Origin of the sequence: Vogesella sp. XCS3, from assembly GCF_020616155.1 — a bacterium.
In the GTDB taxonomy this organism is placed as follows: domain Bacteria; phylum Pseudomonadota; class Gammaproteobacteria; order Burkholderiales; family Chromobacteriaceae; genus Vogesella.
Genome location: NZ_CP085530.1, coordinates 3,380,411 through 3,405,343 on the forward strand (window position 1 = coordinate 3,380,411; position 24,933 = coordinate 3,405,343).

Here is a 24,933-nt window from a genome sequence, read left to right on the forward strand (position 1 = left end):
ATGGACTATCTGCATCAATTCGTTTTCGGGATCTACCCGTATATCGCGCTGGCGATCTTCCTGCTGGGTAGCTTGGTGCGCTTCGAACGCGAACAGTACAGCTGGAAAAGCGAATCCAGCCAGCTACTGCACCGTGGCAGCTTGCGCCTGGGCAACATCCTGTTCCACGTCGGCATCATTGGTCTGTTCTTCGGCCATGCAGTGGGCCTGCTGACCCCAGTAGCGGTATGGGATGCACTGGGTGTGACTCACAGTTTCAAGCAAGCTTTTGCCATGACTGCTGGCGGCATTATGGGTACGTTGTGCCTGATTGGTGTGCTTATTCTACTGGCACGCCGTTTGGGTAACGATCGCCTGGCTGCCAACACCACCTGGCGCGACAAGTTGGTACTGCTGTGGATTCTGGCCACGCTGCTACTGGGCCTGTCCACCATCGCCGTCTCCGCCCAGCACATGGACGGTCACGAAATGGTGCTGTTGATGACCTGGGCGCAACACGTGGTGACCTTCCGTGGTGATGCGGCCAGTTTCATCGCTGACGCCTCGCCAGTGTTCAAGGCCCATCTGTTCATGGGAATGAGCTTGTTCGTGATTTTCCCGTTTACCCGTCTCGTGCACGTTTGGAGCGGCTTTGGTGCCGTTGGCTACCTGGGTCGCAGCTGGCAGCTGGTGCGTCCTCGCCGCTAAACCAGCACCGGCTTTTGCTGGTTGCAGCGCTAACGACGCCGGCTTGTGCCGGCGTCGTTTTTAATGACTTCACAAGAAAGACAAGTATGCAAAGCGTGGATGCCACCCGCGATGCGCTGTTGGCTTGCGCCCGTGCGCCGGCCCAGAGCGAAACCCTACCCCTTTTGGATATTGCTCATCGAGTGCTAGCCCGGCCTTTAGTGGCACGTTTGGATGTGCCCCCGCACGATAATAGTGCTATGGATGGCTACGCCGTGCGAAGCAGCGAACTAAAACCAGGCGTGGCTTTCGAGGTTAGCCAGCGTCTGCCCGCCGGCAGTCTGCCTTCACCATTATTGCCAGCTAGTGTGGCACGCATTTTTACTGGCGCAATGCTGCCCGAAGGTGCCGATGCCGTGGTGATGCAGGAGCACACCAGCACGCTACCCGATGGACGTGTGATGTTTGACGACGTGGTGAGGTCCGGGCTGAATATCCGCCGCCGTGGCGAGGATATCACCGACGGCAGCAGCGTACTGGCCGGTGGTCTACGCCTTAAACCGGCTCATCTGGGTTTGGCCGCATCTGTGGGCGTGGCCTCATTGCCGGTCTACACGCAGTTGCGTGTGGCTGTGTTTTTTACTGGTGACGAACTGCAAGAACCGGGGAGACCTGCTTTGCCTGTTCACATCTATAACGCTAATCGCTACTGGCTGGTGCCTGCCCTGCGGGCGTTGGGTTGTGAGGTGCTGGATTTGGGTATTGTGCCGGATCGACTGGCCGACACGCGGCAACTGTTGCGCGATGCTGGCCAGGCTGCCGATGTGGTAATGACCTGTGGCGGTGTATCGGTTGGCGAGGAAGATCACGTCAAGGCGGCGGTTTGCGCCGAAGGCGAGCTACAGCAGTGGCGAGTCGCGATCAAGCCGGGCAAGCCGCTGGCATTTGGGCGCGTAGGGCAGGCTGACTTTATCGGTTTGCCCGGTAATCCAGTGGCTGCCTGGGTGGGCTTTATCGTGCTTGTGAGAGACTTTCTGCGTGCCCGTCAAGGCGAGGTGCTACCTCGCTGGCAGCCGCAGGGTTGGTTGCCAGCCAGCTTTCGCTGGCCAAGGCCAGACCCGCGGCGGGAGGAATTCTTGCGGGTACGCGTGGTGCCAGATGGCACCAGCCACGTGTTGCATGCCTACCCACAACAGGGCTCGGCAGTGCTGTCGTCCTGCGTATGGTCAGACGGGCTAGCGCGGCTGCAGCCTGGGCAAGTGGTAGAGCCAGGTACCTTACTGCCAGTATACGGCTGGGGTGCAGGCGTATGAGCAATCTTACTCATTTCGATGCTAGCGGCCAAGCCCATATGGTGGATGTTGGCCATAAGGCAGAAACCCGCCGCACGGCGGTGGCCTGCGGTCATATCGACATGCATGCCGACACATACGCTGTACTGCAGGCCGGCAACAGTAAGAAGGGCGATGTGCTGGGCATCGCCCGCCTAGCGGCTATTCAGGGCAGTAAGCGTACGGCTGACCTTGTTCCCCTTTGTCATCCGCTGGCGTTGACTCATGTTGCTGTCACCTTTCGCTATAACGATACGGCGTGCCGTCTGAGTTTGGTGGTGACGGCTGAGACTGTTGGCCGCACCGGTGTGGAAATGGAAGCGCTGACCGCGGTGATGGCCGGCTTGCTCACGGTGTACGACATGCTGAAAGCTATCGATCGAGGTATGCGGATCGGTGGCATACGACTGTTGGAAAAGCAAGGGGGACACAGCGGGCACTGGCAAGCCGAGACCGCCTTGCCGAGCTGAAATCCTTATCCTGTCTCAAGGAAGTATGACTCTGCTCCCCGTAACATGCTAAGCAAGTTCAACCCTGTGGATAGCAAATATGCAAGACCTAACCGTACATTTATTCGACGCACGTGGCGTCGCCAAGCGCTTTCGTCATGCCGCCATATTTGGTGCGCTGGAGCAACTGAATCGCGGTGAAATTATGCGCTTCGTCAACGATCACGAGCCTGTGCCACTGCTGCAGCAAATTCGTCAGCGCTACCAGGATCAGGTGCAGATCGTGGCTGTTTCGCAGCAGCCTGGTGAAGTGGTATTCGATTTCTCGGTCTTCCCGGCCGGTTCGGACCAGGATGACGCCACGCCGCCGCCAGTCGGCAGTTGTGGTGGTGGGGGTGGTGGCTGCGGTTGTAGCGGGGGCTAAAACATGCGGCCAACCCTGAATGTGCAGCCTGCTGCCTCTGGGCGCATCAGGCTCAGCCCGCAAGCGGTGCCATCAGCACCGCCGCTGAGTTTACGTACCCGTCTTGATAGCGTACCTCACCGAGCGTTCTTTCTGGCGGGCGTGCTGGCTGTACTCAGCCAAGGCCTCTGGTGGGCGCTGACCTGGCTACTGGCACCTCAACAGGCCTACGCGGCTGTTCCGGTGCACGGGCTGTTGACACCACTGGCTGTGTTTCCTCTGTTCATGCAGGGTTTTGTGTTTACCGCTGGTCCGCGTTGGCTGAGCGTAGCCGATGGCACGCCCAAGCGGGGAAATCTGTCGCAGGCGCTGCTAGCCCTCGTGGGTATCTGGCTAGCGCTGCTCGGTTTCATGCTGGGCGGTGTCTGGCCGTTGCCAGGGCTGCTGCTGATTGTGGCCCAATGGGCTGGTAGCTGCTGGCGCTGGGCGGCAATCTGCCATCGCAGCCAAATAACTGATCGGCTTCATGGAGTTGCCATACTGCTGGCTATGCTTGGCGGGTTAGGTGCTATGCTGTTCGCTTGCTGCTGGGTGATCAGCGGCAACGACATCTGGTGGGCAGCAGCTCGGCAGGGCTTGTTTTGGTGCTTTTTACTGCCGGTATTCCTGACGGTTTCGCATCGCATGCTACCGTTTTTCACACAGGCGGTCTTACCCACTCATCAATCGTGGCGGCCTGCGCATTTGTTGCACTGCTGGCTGGCCTGCTGCGTATTGCTGGCGGTGGCTAACTTGGCCGGATTGCATAAGTTGGAGGCGGTACTTGCTATGCTAATGGCTGGTAGCCTGGCCTACACTAGTGCTCGCTGGGGCCTGCGCGTCAGCTTGCAGAACCGCCTGCTGGCCATGTTGCATTTCAGTTTCGTTTGGTTGGTACCTGCGCTGTTGCTGCAAGCCGCTTCTGCACTAGGTCAGCCGGTGGGGTCTGCGCCAGTGCATGCATTGGGGCTGGGTTTTGCGGGTACCATGCTGATGGCGTTTGTCACGCGAGTCAGTCTTGGCCACAGTGGTCGCCCACTACAGGCTGACCGCGGCTTTGTGGTTCTTTACGTACTGTTGTACCTTATCGCTCTATGGCGTGTCTTTCTGGCGATAGTTGGTAACCACGCCGGTTGGCTTGCATTTGCGTCACTTGCTTGGTTGGCGGTGTTGTTTGTCTGGGCGGTACGTGTGATTCCCATGTACCTTCAGCCGCGGTTGGATGGTAAGGTTGACTGAGTCCTGTGTACTCTTATCACAAAAAAGCCACGCGTTAAGCGCGTGGCTTTTTTAATACTTAAGAGACACTACAAACAGACAAGAATATTGTAATTCTTGCCAAGGTATCCGGACTAGAGCTTCTCCAGGCCGTGCTCTACTGCGTACACAGCAGCTTGTACCCTGCTGCTGATGCCCAGCTTGCGCAGAATGTTCTGCACGTGCACTTTCACTGTGCTCTCGGCTAGGTCTAGAGCGCGAGCAATTTCTTTGTTGCTTCCACCGCGAGCAAGGTGGCTAAGTGTTTCGCGCTCACGCGGTGTTAGGCTGTCCAGCTCACTTTGTGGTGCGACAGGTATTGGTGTACGTAGTCGAGCTACTAGCTTGGCTGTCATTTCCGGTGATAACACACTATCGCCATCCACTGCACGACGGATGCTGTCCAGAAGGAAGTCAGCATTAATATTCTTCAGCAGGTAGCCCCGAGCGCCAGTCTTCATACACTCGGCTAGGTCTTCTCCGTCTTCGGATACGGTCAGCATCAGCACAGCTAACTCGGGTTGGCTAACGAGCATCTGTGCCAGTGCATCGCGGCCGTTCATGACCGGCATGTCCAAATCCAGTAGAACGATGTCAGGTTTGAGTTGCTCTGCTTTTTTGACACCTTCCAGGCCATCTGCGGCTTCGCCGATTACTTCCAAGTCAGCTTGGCGTTGAAGCAAGGCTTTGAGGCCGCTACGGAAAAGGGTGTGATCATCGACTAGCAGTATACGAAGGAGGGGGGTCATGCGGCTTGTCTTTCTGTGCGGGGCAGGGTAATTGTCACCATGGTGCCGTTGCCTGCCCGGGGGGTGAACTGAATGCTGGCATGGATGCGAGCCGCGCGTTCCTGCATGATGGAGAGTCCGACATGACGGTCTTTACGGGCTTCCATCAATTTGTCATCGAAGCCACAGCCATCATCAGCAATTTCCATGACGAAGTCGTCTTCGTTGCTTATACGTATATCTACGCGCTGCGCTTGTGCGTGCTTGCGTACGTTCGATAGTGCTTCTTGCAGAATGAAGATCATCTGTAGTTGCTGATCTGGCGTGAGTGGGAGACCGTTACCACTGATGTTGAATTGTGTCAGCACGCGAGCCTGAGTTTCAAAGCGCTGCAACAGGCTGTCTACAGCAGCTAGAAAGTCTTGCTTGCTAATGCGAGTACGGAAATTCAGTAGTAGCTCGCGCACGTCTTCGTAACACTCTTGAACACCTGCCTGGATGAATGCTAGATTTTCACGTGCTTCAGGGCTGAGATAGGCAGGCAAGGCACTTTCCAGCATTTGTACCTGCAAGTTCAGAAATGATAGTGACTGCGCGATGCTGTCATGCAAGCCTTGCGCCATTAGATTGCGCTCTTCTGATACGGCAAACTGGCGGTCGCGTGCGGCCAGACGTTGGTTTTCTATGGCTACACCTAAGTGATTTCCTAGGGTCTCTATGAGAAACTGTTCATGCTGCGGTAGCTGTGTGGCGTGGCGGAAATAGAGGGTAAAGATACCAACGTTCTGCTGCTTGGCACGAATGTGGAAAATAGCTACGCTTGAGAAACCAGCTTGTTGGCAATGCTTCTCTTCATCGCCAGGTAGCTTGCGAAAGAGCCGTACGATGGCTTGTGGCTGAGCTACGGCATCGCCGCAGTAGCAGCCGTTAATTTGCTGGCAGTCATTCTCTTGCTGCAAAGGTACAGGTAAACCCAACTGTGCTAAGGGTTCCAATCGGCCTCGCTTACTGTCTACGAGTCGGATGCTGCCTGCATCAGCCCCGGTGAGTTTCATGAGTTGCTCGATAAAACCACGGCCCATATCTGCCAATTCGTGAGCTTCATGCAAGTAAGCGGTAATACCGTAAAGTGCAGTTAGTTGACGGTTCTTTTCGTCTAGGGAGCGGGTTTTGTCGCGTACTTTATCTTCCAGTGTGGTGTATAGCTCTTGCAAGCGGCTGGCCATCTGGTTGAATCCGTGTGAAATATCAGCCAGCTCATCGTTCCCTACTACGGGCACACGTGTAGCCAGCTGTCCGTCACGTAGCTGTACTATCCCTTCGCCCAAGGTATTTAACGGACGGATGATAAGCAGAAATAGAAGGTACATCATCGTGATGGCGCCGATGATGGCCATCGCCATGAGGGCCATTTGAAACAACCGAAGTAATGTAGTGTTTTTGGCGTTATCTTCTTCCACTAGGCGTACTAGGCGGTCTATTTGTTCTACAAATCCGCTGATATCTAGTATCGGCATGGTGGGGCCTGTGACCTGGCCGCGCCTTGCTTGCTCCAGCATGGGGAGAATCTGGTATTGCCATTGTTTCAAGATCAATACGGCTTGCTGGCGCACTGCAGCATTGTCCGGTAGGAATAATGGTCGAGCAGGATCTCCGCGCTGTAGCCGTGTCATGGTGTCTGCAAACTGCTTTTCCTCATGGGTGATGCTGGCTGAGCTGGCACCTTCGCTGACCATCAGCGCTACACGATAACTACGCATGCGCAGGCTGCCCGCATCATTAATGGCAGCAGCACCTCCTTCAAGTTTCCAGGACAGAATAAGGGTATAGCCAATAGATGTCATGGCCAGTAGTAGCCAGACAATGGTGAGTCCCAGCAGCTTGCCGGATAGACTGCGCATGGCTTCGGGGGCGGAAAAGTGCATAGTGGGAGCGCGCGATTTGGGATGGTTTCACCTTAATGCGCTTTGATCGCTTCGGCAATCCGCCAAAAGGAGGAGGCGTTAGCAGTCTGCCCGTTCAAGCGGGCAAACTAGTGGAACGAAACGGTGGCTTTCAGCGTCCAGACCCCAAAGTGCACCTTCATGCATATCGAAGTACCAACCATCCAGCATAAGTTGTCCCGTCTTGACGCGGTCAGCCAACCACGGGTAGCCCAGCAAGTTGTTCAGTGATACCAGGATGGCTGCCTGCTCGCATTGACGAGTTTGCACGGTGGCATTATCCCCTGCATGGTGGCGGTAAGTTAGTTCTCGTGCTGGTTCCGCTATAGCCAGCCAGCGTGTGAGGGCGCTATCGCGTGGTGTACTGCGTTGGAGCAAGGCCTGGATCCCACCACAACCTGAGTGTCCCATGACAATGATGCGGCCAACCTTCAGGCTAAGTACTGCGAATTCCAACGCAGCCGCCACGCTGGCGTGTTCATTGTGCGGGCTGTATGGCGGTACCAAGTTAGCGACATTGCGTATGACGAACATTTCACCGGGTTGGCTGCCCATGAGTGCAGGAGGGTGAACTCGTGAGTCACAGCAAGCAATCACTAGCGTTGCAGGGTGCTGGCCCTGGCATAGGCCGGCGTAGACGGGGTTGTCTGGAGAGAAGTACTCTTGCTGAAAGCGGCGAAAGCCCTGCAGCAGCGGATCATCGAGTGCCATGCTTAGCCTCCGGTCATCGACATGAAGCGTACTATGCGGGTAGGTGCTTCGTTGAAAGTGTGTTGTTGTGGTTTGAGCTCGATCGCAGTGCGGATGGCATTGTCAAGTTCACTATCACTGCAGCCCTCTCTTAGCAATGGACGTAGTTCAAAACGTTCCTCTTGTCCCAGGCACATGTACAAGGTGCCGTCTACCGATAGCCGAACACGGTTGCAGCTAGCACAGAAGTGCTGTGACATTGGGGTAATCAAGCCCAAGGTAAAGCCACCATCTGCGCTTTCCCAGTAGCGAGCGGGCCCCCCTCCTAGCGTTTTGCAGCTGGGCCGTAGGCCAAAGCGTTGTTGTAGGCGATCCAGTATCGGCTGCAGAACCACTCCGCGAGTTTGCTGGCCGGTGTGCCCCATTGGCATGGCCTCAATCAAGCGCAGGATTAAACCATGGGCCATGCAGTAAGCCACCATCGGTTCGATATCATCTTCATTGATACCGGCCAGCGGCACCATATTGATCTTGATGCTGGTAAAGCCTACTTCGCGTGCCGCTTGTAGGCCATCAAGTACTTGTTGCAAGCAGTGACTGCCGGTAATGCCATGGACACAATCTTCGCGCAGAGAATCAAGACTGACATTCAGCCGTTGTACGCCAGCAGCGTGCAATGCTTCTGCTTGCTGTACCAGTTGGGTGCCATTAGTGGTGAGAGACAAGTCATCCACACCTGGTAGCGAGGCTAGCTGTGCAGCAAGATTCGGCAGGTTGCGGCGTAATAGGGGTTCGCCGCCGGTGAGGCGGTAGCGGCGTGTGCCCAGGCGTGTAAAGGCAGCGACTACCCGGCTGATTTCATCAAAACTTAGCCAGTTAGCTGGCTCTTCGAAACCTTTGAAGCCTTTAGGTATGCAATAGGTACAGCGCAGATCACAGCGATCGGTTACTGAAATGCGCAGGTAGTCCACGCTGCGGCCAAAACGGTCGGTCAGCATGACGAATCCTTTCTGTAGGTGTTACAGGAAACGAAGCGGCTGGCCCGCACGGTTAAACGCAAGGTAGCGCGCAATATCACCGCCAGTTTGTATAGTCTGGATCATGCGTTTGAGGGGCGCATCTGCTGTGGCGCTACCGCTGTCATCGATCGCAGCGACAAACACTACCTCCCAGCGGTGATCCAGAGCATCGGCATCACGCTGCAGCGTTGCAAAGTCGGTCAGCTCGGCAGGGGTTTTATCGACGCAAAGCACGGGTTGCAAAATGCCACCTTCACCGGCCGCAAAGCGTTCAGCTTCAGCTGGTTGATGGTCGTCATGCAGACGGCGCTGGCAAAAGGCGAATAATAGACGCTGCGGTGCAGCTTGCTGACTTGCAGCCTGTAGCAGGCCACTGAAATCGTGAATAGCGGACATGGCGGTATTCCTAGGGTAGTTGACCGCAGTGTAGGCCGACGATGAGGCCTTGCCGATACGCTATCAGCAGGGGGGGGCTACGCCGAAAGAGGTAGCGGGTAAGTAAAGCCTTGATACGGATCATTCCGCCCGTATTGGATGGCGGCGATACTACCGCCATCGTTTATTCGGAGTGTTTTGCCATGCTATTTGCTAGGCTTTATTCCTGCGCTCTTTTATGGATTGGGTGATGCATGATGCCACGTGACTTGCGCGGTTTAGCACCACCTGGGCCACTGGAGATTATTTTAGCAGAGGTCGATGAGGCGAAGCCTGGAAAGCAATTGGCTTATGTGCTTCCTCATTTTCCAGGGCCACTGGCATCTCTGCTGGCGGAGCAGGGGGTACGGCTGCAGAGTCAAATGCTGCCTGACTTTAGTGGTGTCGTATTGACCCTGCAATTGCCCGGATGAGTGTTTAAGGGTTGAGGATACGCCTTAGTCATTTATCTCAGGATGTTTAGCTGGACTGACTAGTGCTAACTCCTGGTAAAGAGGGTGATAGCAAGGGGTAGAGTCTTACCACTTCTCCAATGAGTAATAGCGCCGGAGGTATAATTAGCTGGCGTTGCACGGTATCGGCAAGGCCGGCAAGCGTTGTACAGCACACCCGCTGTTGCGGCGTCGTGGCGTTTTCTATCACTGCTACAGGCGTGCCAGGCAGCCGACCATGCTCCATCAGGTTGCCAGCGATAGCAGCCGCCTCACCTAGCCCCATGTACACCACGATGGTCTCTCTGCAGTCGGTTCTTTGTGTCCAGTTCAGTGCTAATTCACCTTCACGGCGGTGGCCTGTGACCAATATTACTCCTTGCGCGCAGTCGCGATGGGTAAGTGGAATGCCGCAGCTTGCAGCTGCACCCAGCGCTGCACTGATACCTGGCACGACTTCACAGCGTATGCCTTCTGCTGCTAGTGCGGTCAGCTCTTCACCGCCCCTGCCGAAGAGCAGTGGATCTCCCCCCTTCAGTCTGACCACTCGCCGGCCTTGGCGCGCGTAATCCACCATTAGCTGGTGTATGGCAGCCTGTGGCAGTGTGTGTCGGTTGGCACGCTTGCCAACGCAAACCAGCTCGGCCTGGCGGTTGGCCAGCGCCAGGATGTCGGGGCTGACCAGCAAGTCGTACAGCACCACGTCGGCCTCGGCCAGGCGGCGCAGTGCTTTGAGGGTCAGCAGGTCCGGGTCGCCGGGGCCTGCGCCCACCAGGCTGACTTCGCCGGCCTGTAGCGGGGTAGCGTGGGAAAACGGTTGCGCGGTGTTCATGGCGGCTCCTCTGGTGTTGAGGTCGTCAGTGTAGGAAGGGCAGCGCCTGGAAATCGTTGATTCGAATCAATGCTATCCGGATACCCCGAAACGTACAGTCCGCCCTGAATGCCGGGGTTCCGGTACACATGATGGGAGGCTGCGATGAGCACCAGTTTTACCAAGTCAACCGCACGAAACATTTTCTACGGAGGGGCGGTGTTTTTCTTCCTGCTGTTTGTCGCACTGACGTTCGACACCGTGCAGGCCCTGCCCAAGCGCGATAACCGCGCCAACCTCACCGAACAGGTGGCGCGCGGCAAGAACCTGTGGGAGGTGAACAACTGTATCGGCTGCCACACCTTGCTGGGCGAGGGCGCCTACTTTGCGCCGGAGCTGGGCAACGTCTACCAGCGTCGCGGGCCGGAGTTCATCAAGGCCTGGATCAAGGCGCAGCCCACCGGGGCACCGGGCCGTCGCCAGATGCCCAATTTCCACCTGACCGATGCCCAGATCGACGACCTGGTGGCATTCCTGAAGTACAGCAGCCAGATCAACACCAATAACTGGCCGCCGAACATCGAAGGCTAGACCAGTCCGCCGTACCAGCGGGTGCGGCCAACGTATCCAGCCCTTTACCTTAACGGGAGAAACACATGACATCCCTTGCTTCGGCAGCAGGTCGGCAAACCACGCCGTCTGCGGCCAACGTCCAGCTCAAGTACCGCTCGCAGGTGGTGGCCAAGCCATATTTCACGGCCGCCATCGGCCTGTTTGTCGGCCAGATCATTTTTGGCCTGGTGATGGGCCTGCAGTACGTGATCGGCGACTTTCTGTTTCCGGCCATTCCGTTCAACGTGGCGCGCATGGTGCACACCAACCTGCTGATCGTGTGGCTGCTGTTCGGCTTCATGGGCGCCGGTTATTACCTGATTCCAGAAGAGTCGGAACGCGAGCTGCACAGCCCCAAACTGGCCATCGCCACGTTCTGGGTATTCCTGGTAGCGGGGGCGCTGACCATCGTCGGCTACCTGGCGGTGCCCTATGCCACGCTGGCGCAGATGACGGGCAACGATCTGCTGCCCACCATGGGGCGGGAATTCCTGGAGCAGCCCACCATTACCAAGATCGGCATCGTGCTGGTGGCGCTGTCCTTCCTGTTCAACCTCAGCATGACGGTACTGAAAGGCCGCAAGACCAGTATCAGCATGGTGATGATGCTGGGGCTGTGGGGGCTGGCGATTTTCTTCCTGTTCTCGTTCTACAACCCGCATAACCTGGTGCTGGACAAGTACTTCTGGTGGTGGGTGGTGCACTTGTGGGTGGAAGGCGTGTGGGAACTGATCATGGGTGCCATGCTGGCCTTCGTACTGGTGAAAGTGACTGGCGTGGACCGTGAAGTGATCGAAAAATGGCTGTACGTGATCATTGCCATGACGCTGATTACCGGCATCATCGGTACCGGCCACCACTATTTCTGGATCGGTACGCCGGCTTACTGGCAGGTGTGGGGGTCGGCCTTCTCGGCACTGGAGCCGATTCCGTTCTTCATGATGACCCTGTTCGCCTTCAATATGGTGAACAAGCGTCGCCGCGAGCACCCCAACAAGGCCGCCGTGCTGTGGGCGCTGGGTACCGGCGTGATGTCCTTCCTGGGGGCGGGCGTGTGGGGCTTCTTGCACACGCTGGCGCCGGTGAACTACCTGACCCACGGCACGCAGATTACGGCCAGTCACGGTCACATGGCTTTCTACGGTGCCTACGCCATGGTGGTAATGACCATGATCTCCTACGCCATGCCGCTGATGCGCGGCCGCGAAGCCAACAGCAATCGCGCCCAGGTGGTGGAAATGTGGTCGTTCTGGCTGATGACCATCGCCATGGTATTCATCACGCTGTTCCTCACCGCCGCCGGCATCCTGCAAGTGTGGATGCAGCGCATGGGCGATACCCCGCTGTCGTTCATGGCCACCCAGGACAAACTGGCGTTCTTCTACTGGCTGCGTGAAGGGGCCGGCGTCGTGTTCTTCATCGGCCTGCTGCTGTACATCATCAGTTTCTTCGTCGGCAAGGACGAAGCCCGCTAAGCCGGGCACCGGGCTGCCGGCACGCCATCTGCGGCGCTGGAAGTGCCGGGCTTGAACCTGAAGGGGCGCAGATCTGCGCCCTTTTTGGCCGCTTGCCGCTGTCTGCGGCGCCACCGTCTTGTGTTTTTTCTCCCTGCAACCCCTGTCTGCCCGCGTGCGTCCTGGCATGCGCCGGGCAGCGTGTTTTTTGCGGAGGCGATATGTCCCACCCCATGCCGACCACGCCACGCCGGGTACCCGGCGACCTGGCCATGTGGTTTTTCATCCTGGCGGAGCTGGCCGTGTTTAGTCTGCTGTTTGCCGCCTGCGCTTACGCCCGGCTGCAGCAGCCGCAGCTGTTTGCCCGTCAGCAGGCCGGCCTGCCATTGTGGCCGGCACTGGCCAATACTGTGCTGCTGCTTAGTGGCAGCGCAGCCGTATTCAATGCCTGCTGCGCTTATGCGGCCGGGAGGGGGCAGGCAGGGCGGCGCTGGTTGCTGGCCTGCCTGCTGTGCGGCAGCGGCTTCATGCTGCTGAAAGGCCACGAGCTGGGGGCGCTGTTTGCCGCCGGCATTAATCTGTCCAGCAACAGTTTCTGGATGTTCTACCTGTCGCTGGCCGGCTTTCATTACCTGCACGTGCTGCTGGGCATGGTCATTGTGGCTGCGGTGTGGTGGCGGGCCGGCCAGGGCGCCTACGCGGCCAACCATGACGGTGTGGAAACCGTTGCCGCCTACTGGCACATGGTGGACCTGGTGTGGCTGGTGCTGTTCGCCCTGCTGTACACCGCCCGCTAGGAGGGTGGCGTTTTCTTATTGCGTATCAAGGCAGAGCCGGCAGAGCACCGGTAGGCTGCCGACATGACATCCCCCCACGTTCACCGCATTTACTGGCGCCTTTGGCTGGCCTTGCTGTTGCTCACCGCTGCGCTGGCACGGCTGGCCGACACGCTGGCCCCCGGCCCGCTGTTGCTGACACTGGCACTGGGCGGCGCTTGGCTGAAGGGCACGCTGGTGGCCGAGCACTACATGGGCTTGCGCCGCGCGCCGCTCTGGCTGCGTGCAGCCGTGCACGGCTGGCTGCTGCTGGTGTGTGGCGGGATCTTGCTGACTTTCCTGCCGGAGTTGCTATGAACGCGCCCCACCGAGCCGCCGCTGCGGCACCGCTGCCTTTCTACCAACCGCTGGCCGACGAATGCGAGGTGTTCGAGGCGGCCTGGCACCAGCAACTGCCCCTGCTGATCAAGGGCCCCACCGGCTGCGGCAAAACCCGCTTCGTGGCACACATGGCCGCCCGGCTGGGCCTGCCGCTGTTTACCGTGTCCTGCCACGATGACCTGTCGGCTGCCGATCTGGTAGGCCGCCACCTGATTGCCGCCGGCAATACCCAGTGGTGCGACGGCCCGCTCACCCGTGCCGTGCGCGCTGGCGGCATCTGCTATCTGGACGAAGTGGTAGAAGCGCGCAAGGACACCACTGTGGTGCTGCACCCGCTCACCGACGATCGTCGCATCCTGCCCATCGAGCGCACCGGCGAACAGTTGGCCGCACCCGCCAGTTTCATGCTGGTGGTATCGTACAACCCCGGTTACCAGCACGTGCTGAAAACGCTGAAGCCCTCCACCCGGCAGCGCTTCGTGGCGCTGGCGTTCGACTTTCCGCCGCCGGCGGTAGAGCTGACCGTACTGCGCGAAGAGGGCGGCGCCGACGAGGCGCTGGCGCGCCGGCTGGTGGCGCTGGCCGCCCAGTTGCGCCGCTTGGGCGGCTATCACCTGGACGAAGCGGTCAGTACCCGCCTGCTGGTGTACGCCGCCAAGCTGATCGCTAGCGGCATGGCCGCCCGTACTGCCTGCCGGGTAGCGCTGGTGGAACCGTTATCGGACGAGCCGGATACGTTGGCCGCGCTGATGGCGGTAGTGGATACACAGTTCGGAGCCTGACATGGAAGACCTCGTCGGCAGCTGGTGGGACCGGCTGGTGCGCCGTGCCGCCTACCCCGGCTACCCGCAAGCGGCGGTATTGCTGGATGACGTGGCGCCGCAAGCGTTGCTTTTTTTTCGTGCCATGGGCGGCGACCCCGGCCTGGCCATCCGCAGCGCGGTAGGCACGGCACACGGTGCCCGCCGCCGCTGGCTGGCACGTGTTGCCGGTATCGACACCCACGTCGAGCTGGCCTGGCGCGACGGACAGGCGCTGTACCTGCCCGAGCGCATCGACCTGTACCCGGACGCCGCGCTCAACCGCGGCCTGTATTTCTGGCTGATGGCCTTGGCCGCGCAGCCTCCAGCGCAGGGCGACTGGCTGCAAAGCAATAGCGAGGGCACGGCGCGCTGCCTGGCCACCATGCCGGGGCTGGCGACCTTGTACCAGCGGCTGGTAGCGGCCTTGCTGCCGCTACGCAACTGGCCGGCAAACGGTACCGGCCAGGCCGCCGAGCAGGCCATCCGCCACGCGCTGTTGCAACCGGGTACAGCGACAGCTCTGCCTGCTGGCAGCCCGCCACCGCAGCCGGTGCCGCTGTGGCTGCACCCGTCACCCCCGTCTGCTGCCGCGGCTAACCAGGACGACGGCCAGCAGCCGGAGCAGGGCCATGGCGACAGCCGGGACAGCAAAGCCCGGCGCCGCTACCGTGCCCGCCGCGATAACCCGGACGATCGCAAGAACGGCATGTTGCTGCAGTTTCGCGCCGAAAGCATCTTTACCTGGGACGACTACGTGCGCGTCAACCGTCACCAGGACGAGGACGAGCCTGACGACGGTGCCGCCGCCGAAGACATGGATCGCCTCACCGTCAGCCGCGACGGCAAGACCCGCGCCAGCCGGCTGAAGTTTGACCTCGACCTGCCGGCTGCCGCTTACGACGACACGCCGCTGGGCGACGGTTTGCTGCTGCCGGAATGGGACTACCGCCGCGAGCGGTTGGTGGCCGACCATTGCCGCTTACAGCCGATGCTGCCACGTGACGCCAGCCCGGCACCTTTGCCGGACAAACTGCAGGCGGCCGCCCGGCGTTTGCGGCGGCAATTCCAGGCCTTGTCACCCGAGCGCAGCCGCAAAAGCGGTGAAGCCAGCGGGCCGGACCTGGACCTGGACCGCATCATCCGCTTCTTGGCCGAACAACGCAGCGGTGTGGCCGTGGCCGAACCGCCGTTGTACCAGGCATGGCCGCCCGCCGGGCGCAGCATGGCCTGCCTGCTGCTGGCCGACCTGTCGCTGTCTACCGAAAGCTGGCTGGGCGAGGCCGGGCAGGTGATTCACGTCATCCGCGACAGCCTGCTGCTATTTGCCGAAGCACTGGCGGCCTGCGGTGACGCCTTCGGCCTGTACGGTTTTTCGTCACTGCGGCGCAGCGAGGTACGCTACCTGCTGCTGAAAGATTTCGGTGAACCCTACGACGATGCCGCACGCGGGCGCATTCTGGCCATTCGCCCCGGTTACTACACTCGGATGGGCGCCGCTATCCGCCAGTCCACCACAATCCTATTGCAGCAGCCGGCCCCGCGCCGCTTGTTGCTGATCGTGTCCGACGGCAAACCCAACGACCTGGACCACTACGAAGGCCGTTACGGCGTGGAAGACACCCGCCAGGCGGTGCTGGAAGCACGCCGCGCCGGGCTGATTCCGTTTTGTGTCACCGTCGACCGCGAGGCCGGCGACTACCTGCCGCACCTGTTCGGCAAGCGCGGTTACAGCGTGGTACACGACGCCCACCGCCTGCCGCAGGTGCTGACTAGCCTGTACGCCAGCCTGACTGCCTGAAACCCGTGTACCGGAGTGTGCCATGCGCCGCAAATTCCCCATTCACCCCGCCCATCCCGAGCGCCTGTGTTGGGGCTGCGACAAGTATTGTGCGGCCAGCGACCTGCAATGCGGCAACGGCTGCGGCCGCACCCAGCACCCGGCCGAGCTGCTGGGCGACGACTGGTACCTGCAGGGGGACTGGGGCTTCAGCACCGAGGAGCTGGCGCGTTTTACCGGGCTGGAAAGCGTTGATTCGAATCAATGATGATGTGCTGAGACGGGGCGGATGATGCACGCATGAATTCCCTCATAGCGTGGTGGAGAGCATCATGACAAGCTTCAGGATCCGTACCGTGGCCCAAGGCGTTTTATTGGCAACCCTGCCCTTTGCAGCTGCACTGGCCTATGCCGATGCGGCCAACAAACCTGTCAGTCCGGCTGAGGCAGCCTATCAGGCTGGCGGTTCGCCGCTCGCAGGCGAGGACATGCATCAGAATATCAACCCCAAAGCACCGCCTATGACTAAGGCTGAGTTTGCACGGGCTCGTCAGATTTATTTCGAGCGTTGTGCCGGCTGTCACGGTGTGCTGCGCAAGGGAGCTACTGGTAAACCGCTTACTCCAGACATTACTCTGGGCAAGGGCACCGACTACCTGAAGATCTTCATCGCCTACGGCAGCCCGGCCGGCATGCCCAACTGGCAGACCTCCGGCGAGATGAGCGAGCAGGACGTGGACCTGATGGCGCGCTACATCCAGCAGGAGCCGCCGACGCCGCCCGAGTTTTCGCTGGCGGACATCGAGAAGTCGCGCAAGGTCTACCTGCCGGTAGACAAGCGCCCGACACGCAAGATGAACAACTACAACCTCGACAACCTGTTCTCGGTGACGCTGCGCGACAGCGGCGAGGTGGCGCTAATCGACGGCGACAGCAAGCAGATCATCAACATCGTCAAGACCGGCTACGCGGTCCACATCTCGCGGCTGTCCAAGTCCGGCCGCTACCTGTACGTGATCGGCCGCGACGCACGCCTCAACCTGATCGACCTGTGGTTGCCCAAACCGGACAATGTGGCCGAGGTGAAGGTGGGGCTGGAAGCGCGCTCGGTGGAAACCTCCAAGTACAAGGGTTTCGAAGACAAGATCGCCGTGGCCGGCACCTACTGGCCGCCGCAATTCGTGATCATGGACGGCGACACGCTGCAGCCGCGCAAGATCGTGTCCACCCGTGGCATGACCGTGGACAACGAGTACCACCCCGAGCCGCGCGTGGCGTCCATCGTGGCCAGCCACTACCGCCCCGAGTTCGTGATCAACGCCAAAGAAACCGGCAAGATTATGATGGTGGACTACAGCGACCTGGCCAACCTGAAAACCACCACTATCGACTCGGCCAAGTTCCTGCACGATGGCGGTTTCGATAGCAGCGGCCGCTATTTCCTGGTGGCGGCCAACGCTTCCAACAAGATTGCGGTGGTGGATACCAAGACCGACAAGCTGGCCGCTCTGGTCGACGTGGGCAAGATTCCGCACCCGGGGCGCGGGGCCAACTTCGTGCATCCCAAGTACGGCCCGGTATGGAGCACCTCGCATCTGGGCAGCGACGAGGTGACGCTGATCGGCACTGACCCGGCGAAACACCCGCAGTACGCGTGGAAGGCGGTTGCCACCTTCAAAGGGCAGGGCGGCGGCTCGCTGTTCATCAAGACGCATCCGAAATCCAGCAATCTGTGGGTGGATACCCCGCTTAACCCGGACGCCAAGGTCAGCCAGAGCGTGGCGGTGTACGACATCCGCCAGCTGGACAAGCCGCCGCAAGTCATCGACATCGCCGCGTGTGCCAGCCTGGACGATGACGGTGCCAAGCGTGTGGTGCAGCCGGAGTACAACAAGGCCGGTGACGAGGTGTGGTTCTCGGTGTGGAGCGCCAAGAACAAGCAGTCGGCCATCGTGGTGGTCAACGACAAGACCCGCCAGTGCAAGGCCGTCATCAAGGACAAGCGCCTGATTACCCCGACTGGCAAGTTCAACGTGTTCAACACCCAACACGACGTTTACTGATCCAACCATCACGGCGGGCTGCGGCCCGCCCAAGGAGTCAACATGAAAACCTCTCTGCTTACTGCCATGCTGCTGTCCGCCGGCCTGCTGCTGGCCACCACCGCCCAGGCCTCACCGGAGCTGGCCAAGAAGTACAACTGCCTGGCCTGCCACAGCATGGACAAGAAGGTGGTCGGCCCGTCGTTCAAGGACATCGCCAGCAAGTACAAAGGCCAAAACGTGCAGGCCAAGCTGGAAGAAAAAGTGAAGAAAGGCGGCGCCGGCAGCTTTGGCCCGGTGCCGATGTCACCCAATCCGCAACTGCCTGACGCCGACCTGAAGGTACTGGTGAAGTGGGTGCTGTCCCAGTAAGCCGCCCGTGCCGCCAGCCAGTACCGGTATGGCGGCGTTGCGGCCAACCTTGCGCGGGCCGGCCCGGCCCGCGTTAGCCGGAGTACCGTCATGACGAAGCCACTGTACAGCAGGGGTAGCCTGATCGGCCTCATGCTGATGCTGCTGGCCTGTGCGCTGCTATTTGCCAGCGAGGCAGTGCCGGCGTCTCATCTGCCGAAGCCGGATGCGGCCCGGAGCCAGGTACTGCTGCATCTGCTGCGCGAAGACTGCGGCGCCTGCCACGGCCTGACGCGACAGGGTGGGCTGGGCAGCCCGCTCACCGCCGCCGCGTTGGCCGGCAAGCCGGCCGATAGCCTGGTGGCCACCATTCTCGATGGCCGCCCCGGTACCGCCATGCCGCCGTGGCGGCCCTTCATCAGCGAGCAGGAAGCCCGCTGGCTGGTAGAACTCTTGCAACAGGACCTCCCGCGATGACACTTCGAACCCTGCTGAGCGCCGTGTTGGCCGCAGCTGCGCTGGCCGGCTGCGCCACCCCCACGCTACGCGGCAGCGGCGATCTGGGGGTGGTAATCGAACGTGCCGCCGGCAGCCTGCAGGTGGTGCAGCAACAGCCGCCGGCCAGCCTGGCACGCGTCAGAGGCCTGGGCGACCTGTCGCACGCTTCGCTGGTGTATAGCCGTGATGCCCGCTATGTCTACGTGTTTGCCCGCGACGGCGGCTTGTCCAAAGTGGACCTGCTCACCGGTACCTTGCAGGCCCGCGTGCTGCAGGCCGGCAACAGCATTGGCGGGGCCATTTCCAGCGATGGCCGCATCGTGGCGGCACAGAACTACAGCCCCGGCGGGGTGAAGCTGTTCGATGCCGACACGCTGACGCTGCTGGCCGACATCCCGGCGCAGGACGCCGCCGGGCAGTCGTCGCGTGTGGTGGGCCTGGCCGACTTGCCGGGTAACCACTTTGCCTTTGCGCTGTTTGACGCCGGCGAAATCTGGCTACTAGATGCGGCCAACCCGTGCCAGCCGGCCATCACCCGTTACCGCGGCATCGGGCGGCAGCCTTACGACGGTCTGGCCAGTAGCGATGGCCGCTACTACATCGCCGGCCTGTTCGGCGAAGACGGCCTGGCCTTGCTGGACACCTGGCACCTCGATGCCGGCGTGCGCCGCATCCTGCCGGCGTACGGCCAGGGCGAGACCCGGCTGCCGGTGTACAAGATGCCGCACCTGCGCGGCTGGAGCCTGGCCGGCGATTATGCGTTCTTTCCCGCCATCGGCCAGTCACAGGTGCTGGTGGCCGATAGCCGCAGCTGGCAGCCGGTGGCCAAGGTGCCGGTATACGGCCAGCCGGTGTTCGTGATGGCCGAACCGGGCGGGCGCCGCGTGTGGGTGAACTTTGCCTTTCCACACAATGACACCGTGCAGGTGATCGACGTGCCCAGCATGCAGGTGGTGCACACGCTGAAGCCGGGGCGCGCCATCCTGCACATGGAGTTCACCGCCCGTGGCGACGCGGTATGGTTGTCCAGCCGCGACGACGACAAGGTCGTGGTTATTGATACCCGCACGCTGGCCGTGCGTAGTGTGCTGCCGGCGGCCAACCCGTCCGGGATCTTCTTCAGCTGGCGTGCCGGCCGCATGGGGATGTGACATGCTGCAGCCACACGACCCGTTATTGCAGTTGCTGGACCGCTACCAGCGCGACTTCCCCTTGCTGGCATCGCCGTTCGGCTTTCTGGCCGCCGAATGCGGGCTGAGCGAGGCGCAATTGCTGCTGCGCCTGCGCTTGGTACAGGAGCAAGGCCTGCTGGCCAGGCTGGGGGCCGTGTTTGCGCCCAATACCGTGGGTGCCAGTACGTTGGCTGCGCTGGCGGTACCACCGGCGCAGCTGGATGCGGTGGCCGCACTGGTCAGCGCCCAGCCCGAGGTCAACCACAACTACGCACGCGATCACCATTACAACCTGTGGTTCGTGCTGGCCGCTGATAGCCGCCCGGCGCTGGACGCCGCGCTGGCACGCATCGCCAGCGTGACCGGCCTGACGCCGCTGGACCTGCCGCTGCAGCGCGAGTACCACATCGACCTGGGTTTTGCGCTGGGCCGGCACGGCCCGCCGCGGCGTGCGCGCTTGCCGGCAGCGCAGCGCTTGCTGCAGCTGGCGGGCAGCGAGCAGCGCCTGCTGGCTGCGCTGGGACCGGGTTTGCCGCTGCAGCCGCAGCCGTTTCTGGCCCTGGCCGCTGCCAGTGGGCTGTCCGAACTGCATGTGCGCCAGCGCCTGCAGCAGTGGCTGGACGATGGCGTGATCCGCCGTTTCGGCTTTGTGCTGCGCCACCGCGAACTGGGCTACCGTGCCAACGCCATGTGTGTGTGGCAAGTGCCTGCCGCGCAACGCGACGCCATCGGCACGCAACTGGCCGCCGATGCCGCCGTCACCCTGTGCTACGCCCGACCGCCGCAGGGGGCGCACTGGCCGTACAACCTGTTCTGCATGGTGCACGCCCGCAGTAGCGATGAGGCGGCGGCGCACTACCGGCGGCTGAGCGCCGATTACGGTTTGCACGCCATGCCGTCGGCCATGCTGCTGTCTACCCGTCGTTATATCCAGCGCGGTGCGCGCTACCAGCAAGGGCTACTGACCCCATGACTTCTCCATTGGTACTGGACACGCTGGACGCGGCCATCATTGCCGGCCTGCAGGGCGGCTTTCCGTTGCTGGATACCCCTTATGAGGTAGCCGGCCAGCGCTGGGGCATAAGCGGCAGCCAGCTGCAGCAACGCCTGGCCGCGCTGTTGCAGTGCGGCGTGCTGACCCGCTTCGGCCCCTTGTACCAGATAGAGCGTATGGGCGGCTGCTTCCTGCTGGCGGCGCTGGCGGTACCCGAAGCGCGCTACGACGCGGTGGCTGCGCAGGTGAATGCGCTGCCGGCGGTGGCACACAACTACCGGCGCGAGCACGCATTGAACATGTGGTTCGTGCTGGCTACTACCAGTCAGGCGGGGCTGGCCGAGGCGATGGCCCACATCCAGTTGGATACCGGCCTGTCGGTGTATGGCTTTCCCAAGCTGCGCGAGTACTACGTGGGCATGCAGTTGCTGCCCGGTGGCGACAGCGCGGTGGGGCGGCAGTCGGCCACCGTCACCGATACGCCTGCGCCGGTGCTGGACGACGCCGACTGGCGGCTGATCCGCGCTACCCAGGCCGGCTTGCCGCTGCTGGACGCACCGTGGGCGGCGCTGGAAGCCGGCTGCCAACTGGCACCGGGCGAGGCTTGCCGGCGGCTGGCGGCCTTGCTGGCGGGAGGGGTGATCCGCCGCATTGGCGCGGTGCCCAACCACTACGCGCTGGGCTATGGCGCCAACGGCATGGCGGTGTTCGATGTGGACGACGCGGCAGTGGACGCGCTGGGTACGCTGCTGGGGGCGCAGCCGGAAGTCAGCCATTGTTACCGCCGCGCGCGGCAGCTGCCATCCTGGCGTTACAACCTGTTTGCCATGTGCCACGGCGCCAGCCACGCGCAGGTGACGGCTACGGTAAACCGGCTGCGCGGCCTGCTGGGCGAAGCTTGTGGCGACCATCAGGTGCTGTTTTCCAGCCGTATCCTCAAGAAAACCGGCTTGCGGGTGTAAGGGGCAGCCCAGCTGCGCACCGGTGCGGAAAGGCTTGATAGCCATCAAGGAGCCGGCTCCGCGCCAGGAAGAGCATGAGGCCATTGTCATCCGCGGAGCCTGCCATGCTGCGCCTCAGCCATTACCTGCATACCTTGCTGCATCCCGCCCCCTTGCCGCCGGCGCGCCGCCCGGCCGGCCCGGTGGTGATCTGGAACCTGCTGCGTCGTTGCAACCTTACCTGCCAGCACTGCTACGCCACCAGCGCCGACCGCGACTTTGCCGGCGAGCTGTCGCTGGACGAGCTGTACGCGGTGATGGAAGACCTGAAAGCCTGCGGCGTGTCGGTGCTGATCCTGAGCGGTGGCGAGCCGCTGCTGCACCCGGCTATTCACCAGCTGGGGCAGCGCGCCAAAGCGATGGGCTTCTACGTGGGCCTGTCCAGCAATGGCACGCTGGTGGACGCGGCCAATGTTGGCCGCATTGCCGAGACGGGTTATGACTACGTGGGCGTCAGCCTGGATGGCATAGGCACCACCCACGACCGCTTCCGGCGGCTGGCCGGGGCCTACGACCGTTCGCTGGCCGCCATTCGCCTGCTACGCGATGCCGGCATGAAGGTGGGCGTGCGCTACACAATGACCGAAGGCAATGCCCACGACCTGCCAGCGTTGCTGCAGCTGGTGGCCGACGAAGGCATCGACAAGTTCTACTTTTCGCACCTCAATTACGCCGGCCGTGGCAACAAGCACCGCGACGGCGACGCGCGCCACCAGCGTACCCGCTGGGCGCTGGACTTGCTGATCGACGCCGCGCTGGGCCACGTGCGCGCCGGACGGCAAAAGGATTTCGTCACCGGCAACAACGATGCCGACGCTGTCTACCTGCTGCAGTGGGCGCGCCGGCGCTATCCGCTACAAGCGGATGCATTGGCGGCCCGCTTGCAACAGTGGGGCGGCAACGCCAGCGGCGTGGGAGTAGCCAATATCGATAACCTGGGCAATGTGCACCCGGACACCATGTGGTGGAAAGTGTCGCTGGGCAATGTGCGGCAGCGGCCGTTTTCGGCCATCTGGGCCGACGCGGCCAACCCCTTGCTGGCCGGGCTGCGGCAACGGCCGCGGCCGGTGGCGGGGCGCTGCGGGGCGTGTCGGCACCTGGCCATCTGCAACGGCAATACCCGCATCCGCGCCTGGGAGCTGAGCGGCGATTTCTGGCAGGCCGACCCCGGCTGCTACCTGCACGATGCCGAAATCGGCGTGCCCGATGGCGCCTACCCGCTGCCAGCGCTGTCGCCGTGGCAACGGCCACAGGCACTACTGAGCGAGGTGCAATCATGAGCGCCCGCCACCTTGCCGCCGCGCTGGCCTGGCTGCTGGCTGCGCCACTGTGGGCGGCCACCCCCGTCACCCCCGTCACCCCCGTCACTGGCGCGCGCGCCGCAGCCCTGTACGACCAGCATTGCCTGGCCTGCCACGGTACCGGCCGGCTGGGCGGTATGGGCCCGGCGCTGCTGCCACAAAGCCTGGAGCGGCTGAAACCGGGTGAGATTCTGGCCACGCTGCGCCAGGGGCGGGCGGCCACGCAAATGCCGGCCTTTGCCGGTCGTCTCGACGATACCGAGCTGAACGAGCTGGCCGCCTGGCTGGGCACCCCTCCGGCCCAGCCGCCACAATGGACGGCTACCGATATGGCCGTGTCCCGCGTGCAGTACGTGGCCGAGGCCAGTCTGCCAGCCAGTGCGCAGCTGCCTGCCGGGGTAGACCCGCATAACCTGTTTGTGGTGGTGGAGGCGGGCGATCACCATGTGTCTGTGGTGGACGGCGACCACTTCACGAGGCTGGCGCGCTTCCAGAGCCGCTTTGCCCTGCACGGCGGGCCGAAGTTTTCGCCCGATGGCCGTTTTGTCTACTTTGCCAGCCGCGACGGCTGGGTCAGCCAGTACGACCTGTACAGCCAGCGCATGGTGGCCGAGATCCGCGTCGGCCTGAACACCCGCAACGTGGCGGTATCGGCCGACGGGCGCTGGGTACTGGCCGGCAATACGCTGCCGGAAACGCTGGTGCTGCTGGACGCACACGGCCTGATGCCGCGCCAGACCTGGCCGGTACGCGACAGCCATGGCCGATTGTCGCGGGTGTCGGCGGTTTACGATGCCGCACCGCGGCAGAGCTTTATCGTGGCGCTGAAAGACAGCGACGAGCTGTGGGAGATCAGCTACAACCCGCAGGCGGCGCCGGTCTACCCCGGTATGGTGCACGACTACCGCATGGGCGAGGGCGTGGCGCTGCCGGGTTTCCTGCAGCCGCGTGTTACCGCGCTGGACATGGTACTGGACGACTTCTTTTTCGACCCGGCTTACCGCCACGTGATGGCGGCGTCGCGCGAGGGCCGCGCCGAGGTCATCCAGCTGGACACAGGCGTGAAAGTGGCCGACCTAGCGCTGGATGGCATGCCGCACCTGGGCTCGGGCATTACTTTCGAGCGCGACGGCCAGCGCCTGATGGCCACGCCCAACCTGAAAGGCGGCAAGGTAACGGTGATCGACATGGACCGCTGGCAGTTGGTGAGTCAGATTGCCACGCCGGGGCCGGGGTTCTTCCTGCGTAGCCACGAAAATTCGCCCTACGCCTGGGTGGACGCCATGATGTCGCCGCGCAAGGACACACTGGGCATCATCGACAAGGGCACCTTGCAGCTGGTGAAAACCCTAAGCGTGCGCCCGGGCAAGACCAACGCCCACGTCGAGTTCACCCGCGATGGTCGCTATGTACTGCTGAGCATCATGGAGAACCCAGGCGAACTGGTTGTGCTTGATGCGACCACCTTTGCAGAGGTAGTTAGCCTGCCCATGAGTAAGCCAATCGGTAAATACAATGTGTACAACAAAATCAATCGCTCTGAAGGTACCAGCCACTAGGACTAGGTCA

27 protein-coding genes are annotated in these 24,933 nt (G+C 61.6%); 21 read left to right on the plus strand and 6 right to left on the minus strand.

Annotated features, from left to right (window positions below; all coding sequences use genetic code 11):
• The 5 genes from narI to LCH97_RS16120 all read left to right on the plus strand — a co-directional run bounded on the left by narI (nucleotide 1) and on the right by LCH97_RS16120 (nucleotide 4,127).
• Nucleotides 1-687, plus strand: coding sequence for a respiratory nitrate reductase subunit gamma (gene narI / locus LCH97_RS16100; protein ID WP_017507101.1), 687 nt, complete (start codon nucleotides 1-3; stop codon nucleotides 685-687).
• Between the two features lie 14 nt (nucleotides 688-701).
• Complete coding sequence (glp, locus tag LCH97_RS16105; RefSeq protein WP_227302554.1) at nucleotides 702-1,979, plus strand: gephyrin-like molybdotransferase Glp; 1,278 nt, start codon at nucleotides 702-704, stop codon at nucleotides 1,977-1,979.
• Nucleotides 1,976-2,467, plus strand: coding sequence for a cyclic pyranopterin monophosphate synthase MoaC (gene moaC, locus LCH97_RS16110; protein WP_017507103.1), 492 nt, complete (start codon nucleotides 1,976-1,978; stop codon nucleotides 2,465-2,467). Before glp ends, moaC begins: the two co-directional genes overlap by 4 nt.
• A 79-nt stretch (nucleotides 2,468-2,546) precedes the next feature.
• Entirely contained in the window at nucleotides 2,547-2,870 is a 324-nt protein-coding gene (locus LCH97_RS16115; protein ID WP_017507104.1) for a DUF2249 domain-containing protein, read from the plus strand.
• Nucleotides 2,871-2,873: 3 nt separating this feature from the next.
• Complete coding sequence (locus LCH97_RS16120; RefSeq protein ID WP_081600539.1) at nucleotides 2,874-4,127, plus strand: NnrS family protein; 1,254 nt, start codon at nucleotides 2,874-2,876, stop codon at nucleotides 4,125-4,127.
• 113 nt (nucleotides 4,128-4,240) lie between these two features.
• On the opposite strand, the gene LCH97_RS16125 is transcribed toward LCH97_RS16120, so the two are convergent.
• From LCH97_RS16125 to LCH97_RS16145, 5 genes are all read right to left on the minus strand, one after another.
• Complete coding sequence (locus LCH97_RS16125) at nucleotides 4,241-4,894, minus strand: response regulator transcription factor (protein WP_017507106.1); 654 nt, start codon at nucleotides 4,892-4,894, stop codon at nucleotides 4,241-4,243.
• Entirely contained in the window at nucleotides 4,891-6,798 is a 1,908-nt protein-coding gene (locus LCH97_RS16130; protein ID WP_227302555.1) for a type IV pili methyl-accepting chemotaxis transducer N-terminal domain-containing protein, read from the minus strand. The genes LCH97_RS16125 and LCH97_RS16130 overlap by 4 nt, the downstream gene beginning before the upstream one ends.
• A gap of 78 nt (nucleotides 6,799-6,876) precedes the next feature.
• The gene (locus tag LCH97_RS16135) at nucleotides 6,877-7,527 is read right to left on the minus strand and encodes a carbonic anhydrase (RefSeq protein ID WP_227302556.1); all 651 of its coding nucleotides are present in this window, start codon (nucleotides 7,525-7,527) and stop codon (nucleotides 6,877-6,879) included.
• Nucleotides 7,528-7,529: 2 nt separating this feature from the next.
• Complete coding sequence (moaA, locus tag LCH97_RS16140) at nucleotides 7,530-8,504, minus strand: GTP 3',8-cyclase MoaA (RefSeq protein WP_026107644.1); 975 nt, start codon at nucleotides 8,502-8,504, stop codon at nucleotides 7,530-7,532.
• Nucleotides 8,505-8,525: 21 nt separating this feature from the next.
• Nucleotides 8,526-8,921, minus strand: coding sequence for a hypothetical protein (locus LCH97_RS16145; RefSeq protein ID WP_017507111.1), 396 nt, complete (start codon nucleotides 8,919-8,921; stop codon nucleotides 8,526-8,528).
• 233 nt (nucleotides 8,922-9,154) lie between these two features.
• Between LCH97_RS16145 and LCH97_RS16150 the strand changes: the two genes are divergently transcribed.
• Nucleotides 9,155-9,373: a DUF2249 domain-containing protein gene (locus LCH97_RS16150; protein ID WP_227302557.1), complete on the plus strand. Its 219-nt coding sequence runs from the start codon at nucleotides 9,155-9,157 to the stop codon at nucleotides 9,371-9,373.
• Nucleotides 9,374-9,419: 46 nt separating this feature from the next.
• On the opposite strand, the gene cobA is transcribed toward LCH97_RS16150, so the two are convergent.
• Entirely contained in the window at nucleotides 9,420-10,223 is an 804-nt protein-coding gene (gene cobA / locus LCH97_RS16155; RefSeq protein ID WP_017507112.1) for a uroporphyrinogen-III C-methyltransferase, read from the minus strand.
• 144 nt (nucleotides 10,224-10,367) lie between these two features.
• Here cobA and LCH97_RS16160 point away from each other — a divergent pair, with 144 nt between their 5' ends.
• From LCH97_RS16160 to LCH97_RS16230, 15 genes are all read left to right on the plus strand, one after another.
• A complete protein-coding gene (locus tag LCH97_RS16160) occupies nucleotides 10,368-10,793 on the plus strand; it encodes a cytochrome c (RefSeq protein ID WP_017507113.1) in 426 nt (141 codons plus the stop codon).
• A 65-nt stretch (nucleotides 10,794-10,858) separates the two neighbouring features.
• A complete protein-coding gene (locus tag LCH97_RS16165) occupies nucleotides 10,859-12,289 on the plus strand; it encodes a cbb3-type cytochrome c oxidase subunit I (protein WP_017507114.1) in 1,431 nt (476 codons plus the stop codon).
• Nucleotides 12,290-12,489: 200 nt separating this feature from the next.
• Nucleotides 12,490-13,065: a cytochrome c oxidase subunit 3 gene (locus tag LCH97_RS16170; protein ID WP_227302558.1), complete on the plus strand. Its 576-nt coding sequence runs from the start codon at nucleotides 12,490-12,492 to the stop codon at nucleotides 13,063-13,065.
• A gap of 63 nt (nucleotides 13,066-13,128) precedes the next feature.
• Nucleotides 13,129-13,401, plus strand: a complete 273-nt coding sequence (locus LCH97_RS16175) for a cytochrome C oxidase subunit IV family protein (protein WP_227302559.1) — start codon at nucleotides 13,129-13,131, stop codon at nucleotides 13,399-13,401.
• Nucleotides 13,398-14,207: a CbbQ/NirQ/NorQ/GpvN family protein gene (locus LCH97_RS16180; RefSeq protein ID WP_017507117.1), complete on the plus strand. Its 810-nt coding sequence runs from the start codon at nucleotides 13,398-13,400 to the stop codon at nucleotides 14,205-14,207. Before LCH97_RS16175 ends, LCH97_RS16180 begins: the two co-directional genes overlap by 4 nt.
• Before the next feature lies 1 nt (nucleotide 14,208).
• Nucleotides 14,209-16,026, plus strand: coding sequence for a nitric oxide reductase activation protein NorD (locus tag LCH97_RS16185; protein ID WP_227302560.1), 1,818 nt, complete (start codon nucleotides 14,209-14,211; stop codon nucleotides 16,024-16,026).
• Between the two features lie 22 nt (nucleotides 16,027-16,048).
• Nucleotides 16,049-16,273, plus strand: coding sequence for a DUF3079 domain-containing protein (locus LCH97_RS16190; protein ID WP_017507119.1), 225 nt, complete (start codon nucleotides 16,049-16,051; stop codon nucleotides 16,271-16,273).
• A 64-nt stretch (nucleotides 16,274-16,337) separates the two neighbouring features.
• A complete protein-coding gene (locus tag LCH97_RS16195; protein ID WP_017507120.1) occupies nucleotides 16,338-18,068 on the plus strand; it encodes a nitrite reductase in 1,731 nt (576 codons plus the stop codon).
• A gap of 42 nt (nucleotides 18,069-18,110) precedes the next feature.
• Nucleotides 18,111-18,419 (plus strand): c-type cytochrome, encoded by a 309-nt coding sequence (locus tag LCH97_RS16200; protein ID WP_017507121.1) that lies wholly within the window; start codon nucleotides 18,111-18,113, stop codon nucleotides 18,417-18,419.
• Nucleotides 18,420-18,509: 90 nt separating this feature from the next.
• Nucleotides 18,510-18,875: a cytochrome c gene (locus tag LCH97_RS16205; protein ID WP_017507122.1), complete on the plus strand. Its 366-nt coding sequence runs from the start codon at nucleotides 18,510-18,512 to the stop codon at nucleotides 18,873-18,875.
• Entirely contained in the window at nucleotides 18,872-20,047 is a 1,176-nt protein-coding gene (locus LCH97_RS16210) for a cytochrome D1 domain-containing protein (RefSeq protein WP_017507123.1), read from the plus strand. The genes LCH97_RS16205 and LCH97_RS16210 overlap by 4 nt, the downstream gene beginning before the upstream one ends.
• A gap of 1 nt (nucleotide 20,048) precedes the next feature.
• Complete coding sequence (locus LCH97_RS16215) at nucleotides 20,049-21,041, plus strand: Lrp/AsnC family transcriptional regulator (protein WP_017507124.1); 993 nt, start codon at nucleotides 20,049-20,051, stop codon at nucleotides 21,039-21,041.
• Nucleotides 21,038-22,024: an Lrp/AsnC family transcriptional regulator gene (locus LCH97_RS16220; RefSeq protein ID WP_026107647.1), complete on the plus strand. Its 987-nt coding sequence runs from the start codon at nucleotides 21,038-21,040 to the stop codon at nucleotides 22,022-22,024. Before LCH97_RS16215 ends, LCH97_RS16220 begins: the two co-directional genes overlap by 4 nt.
• Nucleotides 22,025-22,128: 104 nt before the next feature.
• Nucleotides 22,129-23,343 (plus strand): heme d1 biosynthesis radical SAM protein NirJ, encoded by a 1,215-nt coding sequence (gene nirJ, locus LCH97_RS16225; RefSeq protein WP_227302561.1) that lies wholly within the window; start codon nucleotides 22,129-22,131, stop codon nucleotides 23,341-23,343.
• Nucleotides 23,340-24,923, plus strand: coding sequence for a nitrite reductase (locus tag LCH97_RS16230; RefSeq protein WP_227302562.1), 1,584 nt, complete (start codon nucleotides 23,340-23,342; stop codon nucleotides 24,921-24,923). The genes nirJ and LCH97_RS16230 overlap by 4 nt, the downstream gene beginning before the upstream one ends.
• Nucleotides 24,924-24,933: the final 10 nt, after the last annotated feature.